This is a genomic window from Methanobacterium sp. (genome assembly GCA_016222945.1).
GTDB lineage: Archaea > Methanobacteriota > Methanobacteria > Methanobacteriales > Methanobacteriaceae > Methanobacterium_D.
The window spans coordinates 324572-339271 of sequence record JACRPY010000002.1; the positions used below are offsets into that span (position 1 = coordinate 324572).

17 protein-coding genes and 1 pseudogene are annotated in these 14700 nt (G+C 32.1%); 10 read left to right on the top strand and 8 right to left on the bottom strand.

The genetic code is table 11. From position 1 onward, the window contains the following. The first annotated feature begins 4 nt into the window (after positions 1-4). Positions 5-754: an ABC transporter ATP-binding protein gene (locus HZC47_01670; GenBank protein MBI5679594.1), complete on the top strand. Its 750-nt coding sequence runs from the start codon at positions 5-7 to the stop codon at positions 752-754. 38 nt (positions 755-792) lie between these two features. Next, the gene (locus HZC47_01675) at positions 793-1311 is read left to right on the top strand and encodes a nitroreductase family protein (GenBank protein ID MBI5679595.1); all 519 of its coding nucleotides are present in this window, start codon (positions 793-795) and stop codon (positions 1309-1311) included. 3 nt (positions 1312-1314) lie between these two features. Here HZC47_01675 and HZC47_01680 read toward each other — a convergent pair whose 3' ends face one another. From HZC47_01680 to HZC47_01710, 7 genes and pseudogenes are all read right to left on the bottom strand, one after another. Continuing rightward, positions 1315-2016, bottom strand: coding sequence for an epoxyqueuosine reductase (locus tag HZC47_01680; GenBank protein MBI5679596.1), 702 nt, complete (start codon positions 2014-2016; stop codon positions 1315-1317). 16 nt (positions 2017-2032) lie between these two features. Beyond that, positions 2033-2491: a GNAT family N-acetyltransferase gene (locus HZC47_01685; protein MBI5679597.1), complete on the bottom strand. Its 459-nt coding sequence runs from the start codon at positions 2489-2491 to the stop codon at positions 2033-2035. Positions 2492-2513: 22 nt separating this feature from the next. Beyond that, a pseudogene (locus HZC47_01690) lies at positions 2514-3197 on the bottom strand (class I SAM-dependent methyltransferase). A gap of 11 nt (positions 3198-3208) precedes the next feature. Beyond that, positions 3209-3736, bottom strand: coding sequence for a cysteine hydrolase (locus tag HZC47_01695; GenBank protein MBI5679598.1), 528 nt, complete (start codon positions 3734-3736; stop codon positions 3209-3211). A gap of 217 nt (positions 3737-3953) precedes the next feature. Continuing rightward, a complete protein-coding gene (locus HZC47_01700; protein ID MBI5679599.1) occupies positions 3954-4628 on the bottom strand; it encodes an epoxyqueuosine reductase in 675 nt (224 codons plus the stop codon). Positions 4629-4660: 32 nt separating this feature from the next. Further along, on the bottom strand, positions 4661-5629 hold the full coding sequence (locus HZC47_01705; GenBank protein MBI5679600.1) for a hypothetical protein: 969 nt from the start codon (positions 5627-5629) through the stop codon (positions 4661-4663). 53 nt (positions 5630-5682) lie between these two features. Then, positions 5683-7485 carry a ribonuclease H-like domain-containing protein gene (locus HZC47_01710; GenBank protein ID MBI5679601.1) on the bottom strand — a complete coding sequence of 601 codons (1803 nt, stop codon included), beginning with the start codon at positions 7483-7485 and terminating at the stop codon, positions 5683-5685. A gap of 231 nt (positions 7486-7716) precedes the next feature. Between HZC47_01710 and HZC47_01715 the strand changes: the two genes are divergently transcribed. From HZC47_01715 to HZC47_01750, 8 genes are all read left to right on the top strand, one after another. Next, positions 7717-8325, top strand: coding sequence for a GNAT family N-acetyltransferase (locus HZC47_01715; GenBank protein ID MBI5679602.1), 609 nt, complete (start codon positions 7717-7719; stop codon positions 8323-8325). Positions 8326-8523: 198 nt separating this feature from the next. Continuing rightward, entirely contained in the window at positions 8524-9636 is a 1113-nt protein-coding gene (locus HZC47_01720) for an ABC transporter permease (protein MBI5679603.1), read from the top strand. Between the two features lie 23 nt (positions 9637-9659). Further along, a complete protein-coding gene (locus HZC47_01725; protein ID MBI5679604.1) occupies positions 9660-10361 on the top strand; it encodes an ABC transporter ATP-binding protein in 702 nt (233 codons plus the stop codon). 104 nt (positions 10362-10465) lie between these two features. Continuing rightward, positions 10466-10810, top strand: a complete 345-nt coding sequence (locus HZC47_01730) for a PadR family transcriptional regulator (GenBank protein ID MBI5679605.1) — start codon at positions 10466-10468, stop codon at positions 10808-10810. Further along, a complete protein-coding gene (locus HZC47_01735; protein ID MBI5679606.1) occupies positions 10803-11414 on the top strand; it encodes a DUF1700 domain-containing protein in 612 nt (203 codons plus the stop codon). The genes HZC47_01730 and HZC47_01735 overlap by 8 nt, the downstream gene beginning before the upstream one ends. Before the next feature lie 17 nt (positions 11415-11431). Then, entirely contained in the window at positions 11432-11767 is a 336-nt protein-coding gene (locus HZC47_01740) for a winged helix-turn-helix transcriptional regulator (GenBank protein ID MBI5679607.1), read from the top strand. A gap of 556 nt (positions 11768-12323) precedes the next feature. Next, a complete protein-coding gene (locus HZC47_01745; GenBank protein ID MBI5679608.1) occupies positions 12324-13376 on the top strand; it encodes an ABC transporter permease in 1053 nt (350 codons plus the stop codon). Next, positions 13369-14037 (top strand): ABC transporter ATP-binding protein, encoded by a 669-nt coding sequence (locus HZC47_01750; GenBank protein MBI5679609.1) that lies wholly within the window; start codon positions 13369-13371, stop codon positions 14035-14037. Before HZC47_01745 ends, HZC47_01750 begins: the two co-directional genes overlap by 8 nt. Before the next feature lie 195 nt (positions 14038-14232). On the opposite strand, the gene HZC47_01755 is transcribed toward HZC47_01750, so the two are convergent. Continuing rightward, positions 14233-14697: a GNAT family N-acetyltransferase gene (locus tag HZC47_01755; GenBank protein MBI5679610.1), complete on the bottom strand. Its 465-nt coding sequence runs from the start codon at positions 14695-14697 to the stop codon at positions 14233-14235. Between the last annotated feature and the right edge of the window lie 3 nt (positions 14698-14700).

The following is a 14700-nucleotide window of genomic DNA, read 5'->3' on the forward strand; positions in this document are numbered from 1 at the left end:
CTAAATGTCTAAAATAATCTTAAATAATGTTTCAAAAATATTTGAAAGCAAAGGAAATGCATTCAAATCACTGGATAATATTAATCTAAAAATCGAAGAAGGAGAGTTTTTATGCATCCTGGGTCCTTCTGGATGTGGAAAATCTACTATTCTTCGTTTAATGGCAGGTTTAGATAAACCGAGCACTGGTGAAATTTTAATGGATAATGAAGGAGTAATAGGACCAGATTACAGGAGAGGGATGGTATTTCAAGAATATTCTCTTTTTCCATGGAGAAATGTGATTGATAATGTTGCATTTCCCTTAGAAATGAAAGGAACAGATCAAGAGGAACGATATAAAATTGCTGAGGACTATTTAGAAATTGTTGGTCTTGAGAAGTTTAAAGAATCTAAACCACATGAACTTTCAGGTGGAATGAAACAAAGAATTGCCATAATAAGAGCTTTAGCTGGAGATCCAGAGGTACTTTTGATGGATGAGCCCTTTGGAGCCCTTGATATTCAAACCAGAAACCAGCTTCAAAAAGATATTTTAAAAATATGGGAAGATAAAGGTAAAACAATCGTTTTTGTGACTCATAGTGTTGATGAAGCGATTTTCTTGGGAGATAGAGTTGTTTTAATGAGTAAAGGGCCTGGAAAAATTGTTAAAATCTTCGATGTTAACATTAAAAGGATTAGAAACAGATTAGATCCAGAATATTTACAATTAAAGCAGGAAATAATGAATTTACTTGAAAGTGGTGAGTGAATTTCATTTCTTAAATTATAAAAAGATGGGGGGATTTTATGGATGTTTTTGAAGCAATAAGTAGAAGGAGAAGCATTAGAAAATATAAAGACACATCAGTCGATGATGAAAAGATTGAAATGATATTAGAAGCAGCTAGAATTGCACCATCAGCTGCAAACCGTCAGGAATGGAAATTTATAATTGTAAAAAATAAGAAAACAAGAGAAAAACTTGTAGAAGCAGCGAATGGTCAGAAATTTGTTAGTGAAGCTCCAGTTACAATTGTGGCATGTTCAACAGAATCTGAAAGGATAATGCCGTGTGGTCAACATGCATACACTGTTGATTTAGCAATTGCAGTCTCATTTATGATACTGGAAGCTACAGAACAGGGCCTTGGAACATGCTGGCTGGGAGCCTACGATGAAGAAAAAGTTAGGAACATTTTAAACATCCCTGAAAGAATCAGAGTTCCTGCAATGTTTACTTTAGGATATGCAGATGAACATCCACATCAAAGACCTAGAAAGCATTTAAGTGAGATTATAAGCACTGAAAAATACGAAAATCCTTAAATTTTACTTTTTGCCGTGTGGACAGGCGTAAATACATAATCCACAAATTTTCCATTGGGAATGATCTTTTGAAGTATAGAGGTAGTCTTCACATTTTTTTGCATCATAACGTACTTCACGAGGCTCATTTTCCTTAAAAGACTCTCCAGTAAATGCATTTACCGGACATATTTCCACACATGCATTGCAATTTTCACACTTTACTTTAAGTTGCTTTCCAGTAATTTCAAGGGGAGCATCTGTAAGAACTGTGCTCCAACGAACTCTTGGCCCTGCTTCTTGTGTGACAAGAAGACAGCTTTTCCCAATCCATCCAAGACCGGCCAGATTTGCAGCTAATTTATGTGAAAAGACAGCGCAGATCCGTTTGTCATCATAACGTTCTGATGCAGGGATAGCTAACGCTTTATGGCCTTCTTGTTGGATTATACTTGCTAATTTTGATGTTAAAAGGTCAAGACGTAAATTGGTAATGTCATATACGTGTTTATAATTAACAGCAACAGCACGATTATCTCTGTCTGGCAGTTCATCAACAACCGAATCTGGTAATCTAATTCCAATAGAAATTGCTTTAGGATAATCTGCAACAAAAAAACCGCCTTGATCGATTATAACATCTTTAGCAGAGGATAAATCTGCAACACCAAAGAAATCGACTCCTTCATGCTCTGTTATTATCCTAATTCTATAATCAAGCTGCATAGAATGCCTCGTTTCGTTATTTTTGTTCTAAAATAATATGTCGGGGATAAAACCCATATTTTTCATAAAATGATAGTAATTCTTCATTCCCAACAGCAACAACAATCTTTTTAATTTTTACTTCTTTTTCATTCATCCAATTAAGGGAACGTTCCATAAATTCATTACCAATACCATAAGACCTGTATTTTTCCTTTAGATATATAGAATCAATTTCTCCAATAAGTTCATCTGAAATTGAACTTATACAATATCCAATATTACTTTCAGTATCATCATCTTTAGCTATATCAATTCTTAAAGTTCCATTTTCTGATTTTTTTAATATATCTTTTTTTCTATCTTTAAAACTGAATTTATCATATCTTTCAGGGAAATGGGTTGATAAATCACCATGATGGTTATTTAATTCTTCCCATAATGGTTTAATTTCATCTATTTGATTTTTTTTAAGTTCAATGTAACTGATATTCATTTTGTACCTACATTTAGCTAATTTATTCAGATTTTTTAGCGTAGAAAATACAGAAATTATAATATTTATAATAAACATCTACATCTTTAAATCCGCAGTTAGCAAGCCATTTTAAATTGCTTTCCATTGTAGCAGGTTTATCAAATTTCATCCGCTCTATAGCTGTGTCTTTTTCAGGTCCAGTAAAATTATTTTCTTCTATTTGCTCTATCCATTTTTTATTGTAGCTTTTATCAATATCTGGAGTTGGACCAACAACCTGATCAGCATTTAAAAATATTCCGCCATTATTTAATGAATTATAAGCCTTTTTATATAATTTCTTTTTATCTGCGTCTTCCAGGTGATGTATTGAAAGAGATGAAATGATTATATCAAATGAATCTTGAAAATAATGCTCACAATAATCCGCGACTATATATTCAAATTTATTAATGTCTTTGAATCTGTTTTTTGCAACATTAAGCATTTCCTCTGATAAATCAATTAAAGTAAATTCTGCATTAGGATATTTTTCAAATAGATATTTGGTGAGTAAACCAGTTCCTGCACCTAAATCCAGTATTTTAGGGGATTTTTTATCTGAATCAGCAAGATTTTTGGTTATATTATAAAGATCATCAAAGCAGGGAATGATTAATTTACGTATTTTATCGTAGTGTTCTGCATTTTAATCAAATTTATCTTTTAAATCTTTATGTATCATCTAATCACAACTTATATCACTTTTACTCCAAGAACTTCACGCATAATCTTAAAAGCGCTTTGATCATCTTCTTCATTTTGTCCAGCTACACAACTTTTAGGCACTTCTACATCATAACCTCTTAAAACTCCATCATATGCCATGAAAAGCACACAAATATGGGTAACAGTACCCGTAATTGTCAAAGTATCTACTTCTAGCTCCTTTAGCACATTATGTAGATTTCCACTGTGAAATGCGGAGTAATTAGTTTTGGGAATGATTATATCTCCATTTCGCGGTTTTAAATCTTCAATAATGTCTGATCCAGGAGTTCCTTTAACTGCATGTGCTGGCCAGTTCATTCTTTTAAATTCTACATCATCTTTTTCATGACTGTCAGTAACATAAATGATGGGAATTTCTTGCTCTCGAGCTTCTTTAATTTCTTTTTTTAAAGCAGGAATGATATTCCGTGTTGATGGAACTTCTAAAGGCGCATTTTCAAGTACGAAGTCGTTGAGCATATCTATTATGATCAGTGCTTTTTTAGTTTTCATGTTATCCCTTATTGATTGTAGACCATTTTTAAATATTTCTAATCCTTCTTTCATCTCTTCTTTTCTATATTCAAGCAGGAAATATTCTCATTACCTTGCCCTGTGTAACATTTAAATAAGTCCATTATCTGAACATTTTGAATTTATGGAATCTGCAATTTCATCAAATTTTTTCTTTAATGCTTTATTTTTCATTTTTTTTACACCAAAAATTTATTTATAAACCTGAGGAGTTGGGACATACTTTTCTACACTCATAACACTCCTTTAAAACAAAACCTCTTTCTGTTACAAAGTTCGACAATTCCCTGCAAAGTTTTTGATTAACTGTAACACTATCTAATGCTTTTTGTGGACAAGAATCTATACAAATGCTGCATTCTTCTAAACAACCTTCATAAGTGGCCATAGGATCACTTTCAAGCTGAATATTTACTAAAACCACACCAATCTGGATCATACTGCCGTATTTTTCATTTATTAAAAGGGTGTTTTTACCAAGAACTCCCAAGCCTGCAAAATATCCAGCATGACGCAATGATAAAATACCTCTTGCATGCTGATTTTCTGCTTCCCAGTATTCAGAAGGATCGTCAGATGGGATTGGAACACATTCTATACCTACATTTTCTAATATTCGACAAAGATTGATTCCTAGCATGTTAACCTCTATGGCGATAGCTTCATTCACATAGGTATATGGAATACAGCTTTCAGCATACAAAATTCCAGTAGGAACTCTTTTTGCAAAAACTATAACAGATTTGCATTTAGAATATATATCTAAGGGATGATGACCTTTAGGAGCATCATTAAATCTACCTATACTTGCTATTCCACAAAGATCTGCTCCAAGATTTTTTGCAATATCTTTAATTTCTGATTTGTCCATTAAATTCATTTTAATACCCATTATTCTTATTTTTATTTATAATATCGTTTAAATAATCTGCAAACAGCAAGACAAATCCAGTAATGTAGATCTTTATCTCTACCGCGGGTAATCCTTAAATTAAAAGTTCCATTTTCATTTTGTTTGTCGCTTAAAAATTCTAATGCTCCGCGTATTTCTTGATTATTTGTATTAAAACCTAAAAAATACAGGGAATCAAGTGCAGATATGATGTTTGTATACAAGAAAGGGAAAGATACTCTTTCCCAGAAAGTTTTATTTTGTCTATCAGGATATTTATCGTTTTTGAAGAAACGAGAGATCAGCAATTCACCTGCTTTTTTAGCTTCTCCAGATTTTCGGTATTTCAAATGGGCTGCAAATGCTCTAAGTACCATTGCAGTAACTACATGGGAAAATGGTTTAGATTTATCTGGCTGTATAAGTTCTGAGCTCTTGAAAGCATCTCCTAAATTTAAACCCACAGTTCTAAAGGGTAAAGCCCAACCTCCATCATCCTGTCTAATGGATAATAGCCAATCAAATCCTCTTAATATGCGAGGATCATTATCATATCCTGCTTTGATTAAAAGCTCCATAATTGCGGGAGAATATGAAGTGGAATATTGATGGGCATAGATTCCTCTAAAATCGCCTTCTTCAGTTTGAAACTGGAAAAGAAATTCCGCAGCCTTTTTTATTGATTCGTGCCCTCTATTAAATCCATATTTTTCAACCAGTTCGCCTAAAATCAGGTAAGTTTGATATTGATTGTAATCTACCTGACCTATTTGTTTTCCACTGGCAGGATATTTCCATGAGCCATCTGATTGTTGCTTTTTGAGGATTTTTTCTACTTCAGGCAATTTCCATAATACTTTAATAGATTCAACTCTTTTATCTAAAATGTCACGGTTTGTAAAATAATTTATGGCTTTATTTTCCAAAGATAGAAGATGGGGTTCCGGATCTACTTTTAATTCTTTTTTCCAGGAATTCATTTAAACACATTCTTAGGATTTAGTCTTTTTAACAGATTTCATATTATTAAAAATTATTTATCTTTTTCGCCAGATTTGTAAGTGGCATAAAATCCATCAGTATCAGCATATACTGCGTGAAATCCATATTTTTCAGCGTATTTCATGGTGTTTTTGATGTAATCTCTTCCCCACGCAGTTACAGCATCTGCGCATTCTCTATTATACCATCTGAATCTTGCATAACCATAAACGCCGTACATGGAGTTTGCAAGAGTTTTAAGGGCTTCCTGCTGTACATTTAATACTCTTTTTTCTAAAGGATCATCTGTTTTTTTCATTACATCCTTTATTATTGCCCTTTCTTTAAGCAAAGAACCTATAATTGAGGGTATAAATCCTTTTGGTTCCTTTCTAAACTTATGCCCTACCTCAGGAGCTGTGTAATACTCTTCATTTGTTTCACCTTTTATTACAGTGTCCAGTGAAATGTTTTTAGAGATTATTAAGCTGGGATATAGGCTTTTAAAATCAAATGAAACAATATTTTCATGAAGGCCTTTAACTGGCTCTTTTACATAGCCTCCAACATAGGTTAAGCCTCTTCTTTTTGAATATTCATATTGTGATGGTTTGTTAGGTACCACTTCACCGTATTCACGGGCTTTTCTTATTAAAAACCATTCCACCATCTGTCCAGATGCCATACGGCTTATATCTGCAGGAGGCTGTCCTATAATTCTTGTAAGCTCCCTATTTAGTGGTAACATCTTTTCTCCAATTTTATAGGCGGCAATAGCGTCATCCATAGAATATTCAAATAATTTTTCCAGTTTTCGACCGCCAGAATCCCAGTATTTCCAGATTTCATCACCGTCTATATCTTTCTTTTCTTCTCCAAAAAGCTCTTTATAGACTCTTTCTAACGTATAACGGTCAAGTGTAAGGTGACGTCTCATTAAGGGGTAAAGATCTATATGAACCAGTCCTTTAGTCACGGCCGCTGATACAAAGCCTCGCCTTAGAAATTTGATTCCTGAGCCATCCATACCTATATTGATAGATACACCCAGTTTTTTGGCTCTGTCAGTTATATAAGGGATATCAAAGTTATCTGAGTTATATCCTATAATTAAATCAGGATTTTCAGTATTTACAATTTCAACGAACCTTTTTAACATTTCTTTTTCGTTTTCAAGAGTTTCAACATAATTTAAAGGGGATTTTTTAGTTGAAAGTACTTTTTGAAGGCCAAAATTACCAGCAAGACTTATCATAATAATTTCGTCTTTATCTGCGCTGGGCATTCCCTTGGGATTTCTAACTTCAATATCAAAACTCATTACTCTTAAAGGAATGATTTCACCATTAACTGGTTGAGGTTTCTCTTCTAACTCAAAAATACATAAATTTCCATTATTTAAATTATATCTTGATGATTTACCTCGTTCTTTACATTTTCCTTTAATTTCCACTTCGGACATGGGAAAAAGGGCATTATCAATTAGATATCTTCTATAAAAAGGAATATCATGTTCGCGAATTTCTTTAACTTCGCTTAAATCCAATATTTTCTCTCTTAACTTGGGAACATCTTGAGGATGGAATAAAATAACTTCTAAAAGTTCTTTTTCTTTACCAATATCCTTTTTTTGGACTTTTCTTACTTCATCCACATTAAGCGTTTTTATTTGCTCCATGCATTCATCCATATTTTCATGTGGAATTACATAGATATATGGCCTGAAATGTTTGTCTAAAGCAATTATTGACTTCCCTTTTTCTTCTCCCTGCAATTTTCCAAAGAGCCGAACTACTGCACGCTCGTTTTCAGTTACATAATCAATATCTAAGAGGATAAATCGTTTGGTTTCCATGAATCTTTATTTGTGATATGAATATTATATAAGTTTTGCAATAAAAATAAGGAATTAAAATGGTTATTTTCAAAAAATAGACGTAAATGGGAGCATCTTCTTGATTAAAGTTTATTTTAATTTTTAGGGGTTTAATGAAAAAGATATTAATAGTACAAGGTGACTACAATTAGCTTATTAAAAGAATGAACATGGAATTTGTATTTTATATAGTTATTTAGGATGAATAAAATGAAATTTGTAAAACTTGATGTAGATAAGCATGATTTAACTTTAGTTTCAAAATTGATTTATGAGACGGAATTAGACTCATTTAAATCTCTTTTTGGAAGCAACAAAATTAAAGCCCAAGAAAACATTCAAAAACTTATAATAGCTGGTAATAACTCATTTGGAAGCGATAAAATACATGTTGCCTGTGATGAGAATGATGATGTGCTGGGTATTTTAGTATCTTACAGTAACAGTGAAATAAAGGGATTTGATGAAATTAAAGCATTTTTTAATGCAATGGGCATTATTGACTTTTTAAAAATTATAATAATTGGATCTGTACTCACTAAATTATTAATAACAGATAAATTAGATGATGATTATTATTTAAGCAACATATCTGTAGCAGAAGAGCATCAAGGTAAAGGAATTGGAACTTATATGCTTAAAAATTCGTTTATTATTGCTAAAGATAAGAAATGTGAAAAAGTAATTCTTGATGTTTCTATTGACAATGTTGGTGCTTTAAAATTATATAAAAGAGCAGGATTTAAAGTTTACAATAAAAAGGTTATAAAATGGCGTGGTGAGGAGATAGGTACTTTCAGTATGGAATATTTTGTCTGATTACTATTTTAATTGTTTATTTTTTTATTTTGTAATATTCTCTTTTTAAATGGGCTTATTTAACTAAAATGGATTAAAATTCAATTTAATTTAAGCAAAGATTTATATAGGATCATGTAGATAAAAACTCATCTGTGAACATATGAGCATCTATTCACATATAGAAAAGGGATGTAAAATCAATAGGAGATGAAAAACATGTCATTTTTAGGGCTTGTAGCTAAAAATCCATTTAGAAGTAAGACCAGAACAGCTCTTGCAGTAATTGGAATTGCCATAGGAATAGCAACAATCGTTGCACTCGGGTTAATAACAGATGGACTTAAATCTTCAACAGAAGAAACATTAAAGGCAGGTGGATCTGATTTTATGGTTGTAGAATCAAATGTATCAGACATGATGTTTAGTTCCATAGATGAAAAACGTCTGGATGATATAAAGAACACGTCAGGAGTTCAAGATGCTGTAGGAGTTTTACTCGCGATTTATCCAGTAAATAATAATCCTTACTTCCCAGTAATGGGTATAAAAGGGGATAAACTTTCACTTGGAGGAATAACAATTACAAATGGCCAGAAATTTCAAGAAAACAAAGATGAAATAATAATAGGAAAAGTTGCATCTCAAAAAACAGGTAAAAATATTGGAGATACAATGGAAATATCTGGCCAAAAATTTAAAATAACAGGAATATATGAAACAGGAGATCTTCAACAAGATAGTGGAGCATTCATGCCTTTATATAAACTCCAAAAACTTGAAAAAAAGGATAATAAACTCACGATGATATTTGTAAAGATTGATAAAAGTGCAAATCTGGAAGATGTAACAAAGAGGATAGATGATGCATATATCAATGAATTAATGACAGTAAAATCTCTTGAAGACCTTGGAAAGATTGAATCAGGGCTAAAAACAATTGATACGGCATCATGGGCGATTTCATTACTGGCCATAGTTATTGGGGGAATAGGAGTCATAAACACCATGATAATGGCCGTATTTGAAAGAACAAGAGAAATAGGTGTCTTAAAGGCAGTAGGATGGAAAAACAGGCGCATACTGGGAATGATTCTGGGAGAATCAATTGTAATTACCCTTGTAGCTGGTGCTGTTGGAATAATAATGGGACTTGTAGCCATTCAAATATTAATGGCAATGGGAATGGATGGATTCATCCAACCAGTATACAAAATGGACACTTTCTTGAAAGCAATGGGAATAGCAGTATTTGTAGGATTAATAGGCGGATTTTACCCTGCTTACAGGGCCAGCAGATTACCGCCAACAGAAGCGCTGCGTTATGAATGATAAAAAAGAGGATGGTGACTAAAATGGAATTAGAAGCTTTAAATGAAAAATATGATGTTACCCAGAATATTATACAAATAAAAGGACTCAAAAAGAGCTTTGATAATGGAAAGATAACTGCATTAAATGGAATAGACTTGAATATCAAAAAAGGAGAATTTGTTTCAATCATTGGACCCTCAGGTTCTGGAAAATCAACTATTCTTAACATGCTGGGGGCATTAGATCGGGGAGATGAAGGATTTATAAATGTATCTGGTCATGATTTAAATAAAACCAAAGATTTAAGCAGTTTTAGGTCTAAAGAGATTGGTTTCATTTTCCAGTTGCACAATCTAATTCCTAATTTGACAGTAGTAGAAAATGTAGAGATACCGATGTATGAAGGGGATTTATCCAACAAAGAAATCAGAAAAAAAGCTTTAAAGCTGCTTGAATATGTGGAGCTAACAGATAAAGTTAACCGGAGGCCAACTGAGCTTTCAGGCGGAGAAAGGCAGAGGGTGGCTATTGCCCGTGCACTTGCAAACGATCCGTCCATAATTCTTGCTGATGAACCTACAGGGTCCCTTGATTCTAAAACAGGGCAGATTATCCTTCAAAGATTAAGGGAAATCCATGAAAAAGAAAATGTAACTCTTATAGTTGTTACACACGATTTATCTGTGGCAAATCAGGCCGAAAGGATAATAAGAGTTTTAGATGGAAAGATTGTTGAAAATTAATTTTTTTTTATTTTTTTTATTTTTTATAAATCTATGATATTTTACACTAAAACTATAAATAGTACCTTGCAATATACAGTACCTTGTAATAATCCTGTGATATTATGAATACTCAATTTAAAAAAGGGGTGCTGGAGCTTTGTGTTTTAGTACTCCTTGAAAGAAAAGACTGTTATGGTTATGAAATGGTCGACGAAATATCAAAAAATATTTCAATTTCTGAGGGTACTATCTATCCTCTTCTCAAGAGGATGAAAAATGAAAAATTGGTGATTTCATACTTAAAAGAGTCTCAAGATGGCCCTCCAAGAAAATATTATCAAATTACAGACTTGGGAAAAGAAAAAAAGGATAAATTAGTTACAGAATGGGATATATTTTCTACAGGTGTTGATAATTTATTATATTCTAAAACTGAAGATATTTTGGAGGAATTTAAGGATGAATAAGGATGAATATCTGGAAAAACTTACCAAACTGGTAAAAGAGATGCCAAAAGAGGATAGAGAAGATATACTTTCAGATTATGAAGAACACTTTAGAATTGGTTTAGAAAAAGGCAGGAGCGAAGAAGAACTTTCAAAAGCATTAGGAGATCCAAAAACAGTTGTAAAACAGATTAAAGTAGAACACATCATTAACAAAGCCGAAAATAAACCTTCTGCAGGTCTTATGCTTGAAGCTGTACTGGCTGCGGCAGGATTGGGAATTTTTAATCTGATATTTGTAGTAGGACCTGTCCTGGTACTTGTAGCGATTATTATAGGGTTATTTGTTACGGGGATTGCTGTGATTTTTTCAGGGATTTTAACAATGTTGTCACCTTTATTGCAAGTCCTATTTCCACAATATTTCCATTCAACTGTAAATGGAGGGTTTTTCAATAATTTAATAATAATGGCTGGAGGCATTCTTTTAACAATGGCAGGAATTGTTATAGTAGTATTTATGGCATTTGTAGCTAAATGGCTTTATAAATTAATGATTAAATACTTAAAATTAAATTTAAGGATCATAAAAGGGCAGAAAAACGTTTCTAATGATAACAGATAAAGAGAGGGGAGTTTTCAATGAAAAAATTTCTTTGGAGGATACTGGCTGGCACTAAAGGGGGATTAAATCGTGCTAGAATAATAGATGAGCTAAATAATCGGCCGTATAATGCTAACCAACTTGCCGAAAGGCTTTCTCTAAATTATAAAACTATAAAGTACCATATTGAAGTTTTAGAGGAAAATGATATTGTAGTATCTACAGTTAAAGGATATGGTACATTGTATTTCCTTTCAGACAAAATGGAAGAAAATTTCGATACATTTTTGAAAATTAGGGAAGAATTCAGAGAATCTGACAATAACATTTGTCATGTTGAAGATACAGCCCCTGTAAAAATTGTTAATTATTGATTATGCTATTCATTAAATAGTCAGTTTAAATTTTGCCTTACACTTATTTTACAAATGTTATAGTTAATTATCTGTTTTTTTTAAAATAACATTCTAAAAAATATTTTTTTTTATTTAAATGATCTTTGAACGTTTTTCTTACTATTCTCTTTTTTTCTATAATTAATTTCTTAAATTTGGGTCAATTTGTGTATAATTAGTGTGAAATTTAGGGGAAATTTAGGGGAAAACAGAATAAAATTAGGGGAAAATATCAGTAAATTCTTAAAAAAACTATTTTTATAGGTTTAAATAACTATTTAATTACAATATAATGAAATTTTCTAAAAGGAGGTAATTTAATATGGTTTTAGTAAAATGGAAGTTAAAAATTTATAAATATCCTAATGAGAGAATGGGCCTTAGCAGTCTGTATTTGAGTTACTAACAGTAAAATCATTCACTAGAGACGTTTAATTTCAAAAAAAGATGTTTAAAGTACAAAAGCTTAAAACAATCAAAAAAAAAATTAAAAAAAGATATTTGCATGATGAATAGTGCTTATTATGGTGAAATTATGAATCTTTATAAATTAGCATTTAACAATATTCGTAGAAAAAAACTTAGAAGTGTGTTGACGACTCTTGGGATTATAATTGGTGTTGCCACAATTGTCGTACTTTTAGGTATGACTGCAGGCGCAACTTCAGAAGTTCAGGCAGAAACTAATGCATATATGTATGATGTGGCAGTTTTGCCGGCTTCAACAAGTGGAAATCTTTTAATGGATGCTCAAACGGTATCAAAAATTAGAAATTTTCCAGGACTTTATGATTTCCGTGAAGTGACTATCTTTAATGAAGATATAAATGGAATCAGAGTTAACTATGAGGGAACAAATGACTGGAAAAAAATAAAACTAAAAAATGGAACAGCAGGAGTTGTAATTAATCAAGCAGTAGCAGATAAGTTTGGATATGCAATTGGCAGTAAAATGAAGGTTAAAAATCAGGAATTAACTGTTACTGGGATATCAAAAGAGGAGCAAGCACTTTATGTTTACATAAATCAGGATACTGCAAAGCAGTTAACGGATAATAAGGTAAGTGCAATCTATGTTCGGGCAAATGGAGACCCAAAAACTGTCTCTGAAGATATGGAAAAACAGATAAATGGTATTTCCGTTGAAACAAAGTCTGAAAAAGTAGCTAAAGTTCAGGAAATGGCTAACCAGGCAATGATGTTTATAGGGTTTATTGCAAGTATTGCGCTCATTGTAGGAATCATAAGTGTAATAAATACAATGCTGATCAGTGTTATGGAACGAACAAGAGAATTAGGAGTTTTGAAGGCCATAGGATTTACAAACTGGGAAATTAAAGGAAGTATACTTTTTGAATCAGGATTATTAGGATTAGTAGGAGGAATTACAGGAGTTATAATTGGTATTGTAGGTATTTTTGCTGCTGCAAATATACTTAAATTTACTGAATCCATTTCTGGAATGATGCCTTTATGGTTAATTGGAGGAGTAATTATAGGTGCTACAGTCTTGAGTGTTCTTGCAGGGTTATATCCAGCAATACGAGCTTCAAAATTAAATGTTGTGGAGGCTTTAAGATATGACTAATAATGTACTTGAATTTCGAAATGTTTGGAAGACATATACCATGGGAAATGAACTGATAAATGCCCTTGCAGGAATGAACCTCACTTTGAAGAAAGGATCATTTACAGCAGTCATGGGACCCTCTGGATCTGGAAAATCCACATTTTTACATGTTGGAGGAATACTGGATATGCCTTCAAGCGGTATAGTCATGATAAATGGAAAGGAAACCAAGAGATTATCTGTTAAAGAGCAGGCGAGACTTCGAAGGAATGAAATAGGATTTATATTTCAGAGATTTAACCTCATGTCTCAGCTTTCTGCCATAGAAAACATTATGCTGCCTATGATTAAAGAAGATACGCAAAAAGCTAAAGAAATTCTTGATAAAATGGGATTAGCAGGTAAATATGATAAATTTCCCGGACAGCTTTCTGGAGGAGAGCAGCAACGTGTTGCAATAGCAAGAGCTCTTATTAATGATCCGTCAATTATTCTGGCTGATGAGCCAACAGGAGAGCTTGATACTAAAAATGCACACTCAATAATGCAAATCCTTCAGGATCTGAATAGAAATGAAGGAGTAAGTGTAGTTGTAGTTACTCATAACCCTTCTTCAGCAGAATTTGCAGATGAAACAATCCATATGAGCGATGGAAAGATAGTTAATAGGGGGAAATAAATCAATTAAACGTATTGTAGTTAGTAGATGGTTAATGCTTAGGGTGGGTGGGTAAATATTTTAGTTAGAAAATCAAAACCGCCTTCGAATAAGGATATTAATTTAAAATATCTTCTTTCATCTGATTTTCTAGGTAAAAAAAGCATAAACCTAAACATATCAAATAAAATAAAAAAAAATTTTAATAAAACCAATTTATTCTATTTTTTTAACACACATAATATTGTAGGGTTTATAACCGTTTTTAAGCCAGAAATTTTTGGATATTTCATTAAAATTGGAAACCATACACTCAATTCGGTTAATACCTCTTTTTTGAAAGATTTTTTCAACTTCCTTCAATAATTCTTCACCAATTCCCTTGTTCTGGTACTTTTCTGTTACAGATAGGTCAATAATATCCCCTATATGTGTTTCTTTGTAAACAGGAGGTTGAATTGATTCACAGGCCATTAAATAACCCACAATTTCATTATTTATTTCATATACCAGCAATATATTTTTAACATTTTTTTGCACTTCTTTTAAGTAGTTAGAATATATTTCCTGTGCATCATCTTTTATTTCATATAAATTGCTTTTTTGGATGTGAAATTGCATCATTTCTTCCCATAAATCTGTAATTGATGATATATCTGATTTATTTGCATTTCTTATCATTTT

Excerpts from the sequence above, each read along its gene's own strand:
- HZC47_01670 (MBI5679594.1), top strand. The coding sequence starts at position 5 with ATGTCTAAAATAATCTTAAATAATGTTTCAAAAATATTTGAAAGCAAA.
- HZC47_01675 (MBI5679595.1), top strand. The coding sequence starts at position 793 with ATGGATGTTTTTGAAGCAATAAGTAGAAGGAGAAGCATTAGAAAATAT.
- HZC47_01680 (MBI5679596.1), bottom strand. The coding sequence starts at position 2,016 with ATGCAGCTTGATTATAGAATTAGGATAATAACAGAGCATGAAGGAGTC.
- HZC47_01685 (MBI5679597.1), bottom strand. The coding sequence starts at position 2,491 with ATGAATATCAGTTACATTGAACTTAAAAAAAATCAAATAGATGAAATT.
- HZC47_01695 (MBI5679598.1), bottom strand. The coding sequence starts at position 3,736 with ATGAAAACTAAAAAAGCACTGATCATAATAGATATGCTCAACGACTTC.
- HZC47_01700 (MBI5679599.1), bottom strand. The coding sequence starts at position 4,628 with ATGGACAAATCAGAAATTAAAGATATTGCAAAAAATCTTGGAGCAGAT.
- HZC47_01705 (MBI5679600.1), bottom strand. The coding sequence starts at position 5,629 with ATGAATTCCTGGAAAAAAGAATTAAAAGTAGATCCGGAACCCCATCTT.
- HZC47_01710 (MBI5679601.1), bottom strand. The coding sequence starts at position 7,485 with ATGGAAACCAAACGATTTATCCTCTTAGATATTGATTATGTAACTGAA.
- HZC47_01715 (MBI5679602.1), top strand. The coding sequence starts at position 7,717 with ATGAAATTTGTAAAACTTGATGTAGATAAGCATGATTTAACTTTAGTT.
- HZC47_01720 (MBI5679603.1), top strand. The coding sequence starts at position 8,524 with ATGTCATTTTTAGGGCTTGTAGCTAAAAATCCATTTAGAAGTAAGACC.
- HZC47_01725 (MBI5679604.1), top strand. The coding sequence starts at position 9,660 with ATGGAATTAGAAGCTTTAAATGAAAAATATGATGTTACCCAGAATATT.
- HZC47_01730 (MBI5679605.1), top strand. The coding sequence starts at position 10,466 with ATGAATACTCAATTTAAAAAAGGGGTGCTGGAGCTTTGTGTTTTAGTA.
- HZC47_01735 (MBI5679606.1), top strand. The coding sequence starts at position 10,803 with ATGAATAAGGATGAATATCTGGAAAAACTTACCAAACTGGTAAAAGAG.
- HZC47_01740 (MBI5679607.1), top strand. The coding sequence starts at position 11,432 with ATGAAAAAATTTCTTTGGAGGATACTGGCTGGCACTAAAGGGGGATTA.
- HZC47_01745 (MBI5679608.1), top strand. The coding sequence starts at position 12,324 with ATGAATCTTTATAAATTAGCATTTAACAATATTCGTAGAAAAAAACTT.
- HZC47_01750 (MBI5679609.1), top strand. The coding sequence starts at position 13,369 with ATGACTAATAATGTACTTGAATTTCGAAATGTTTGGAAGACATATACC.
- HZC47_01755 (MBI5679610.1), bottom strand. The coding sequence starts at position 14,697 with ATGATAAGAAATGCAAATAAATCAGATATATCATCAATTACAGATTTA.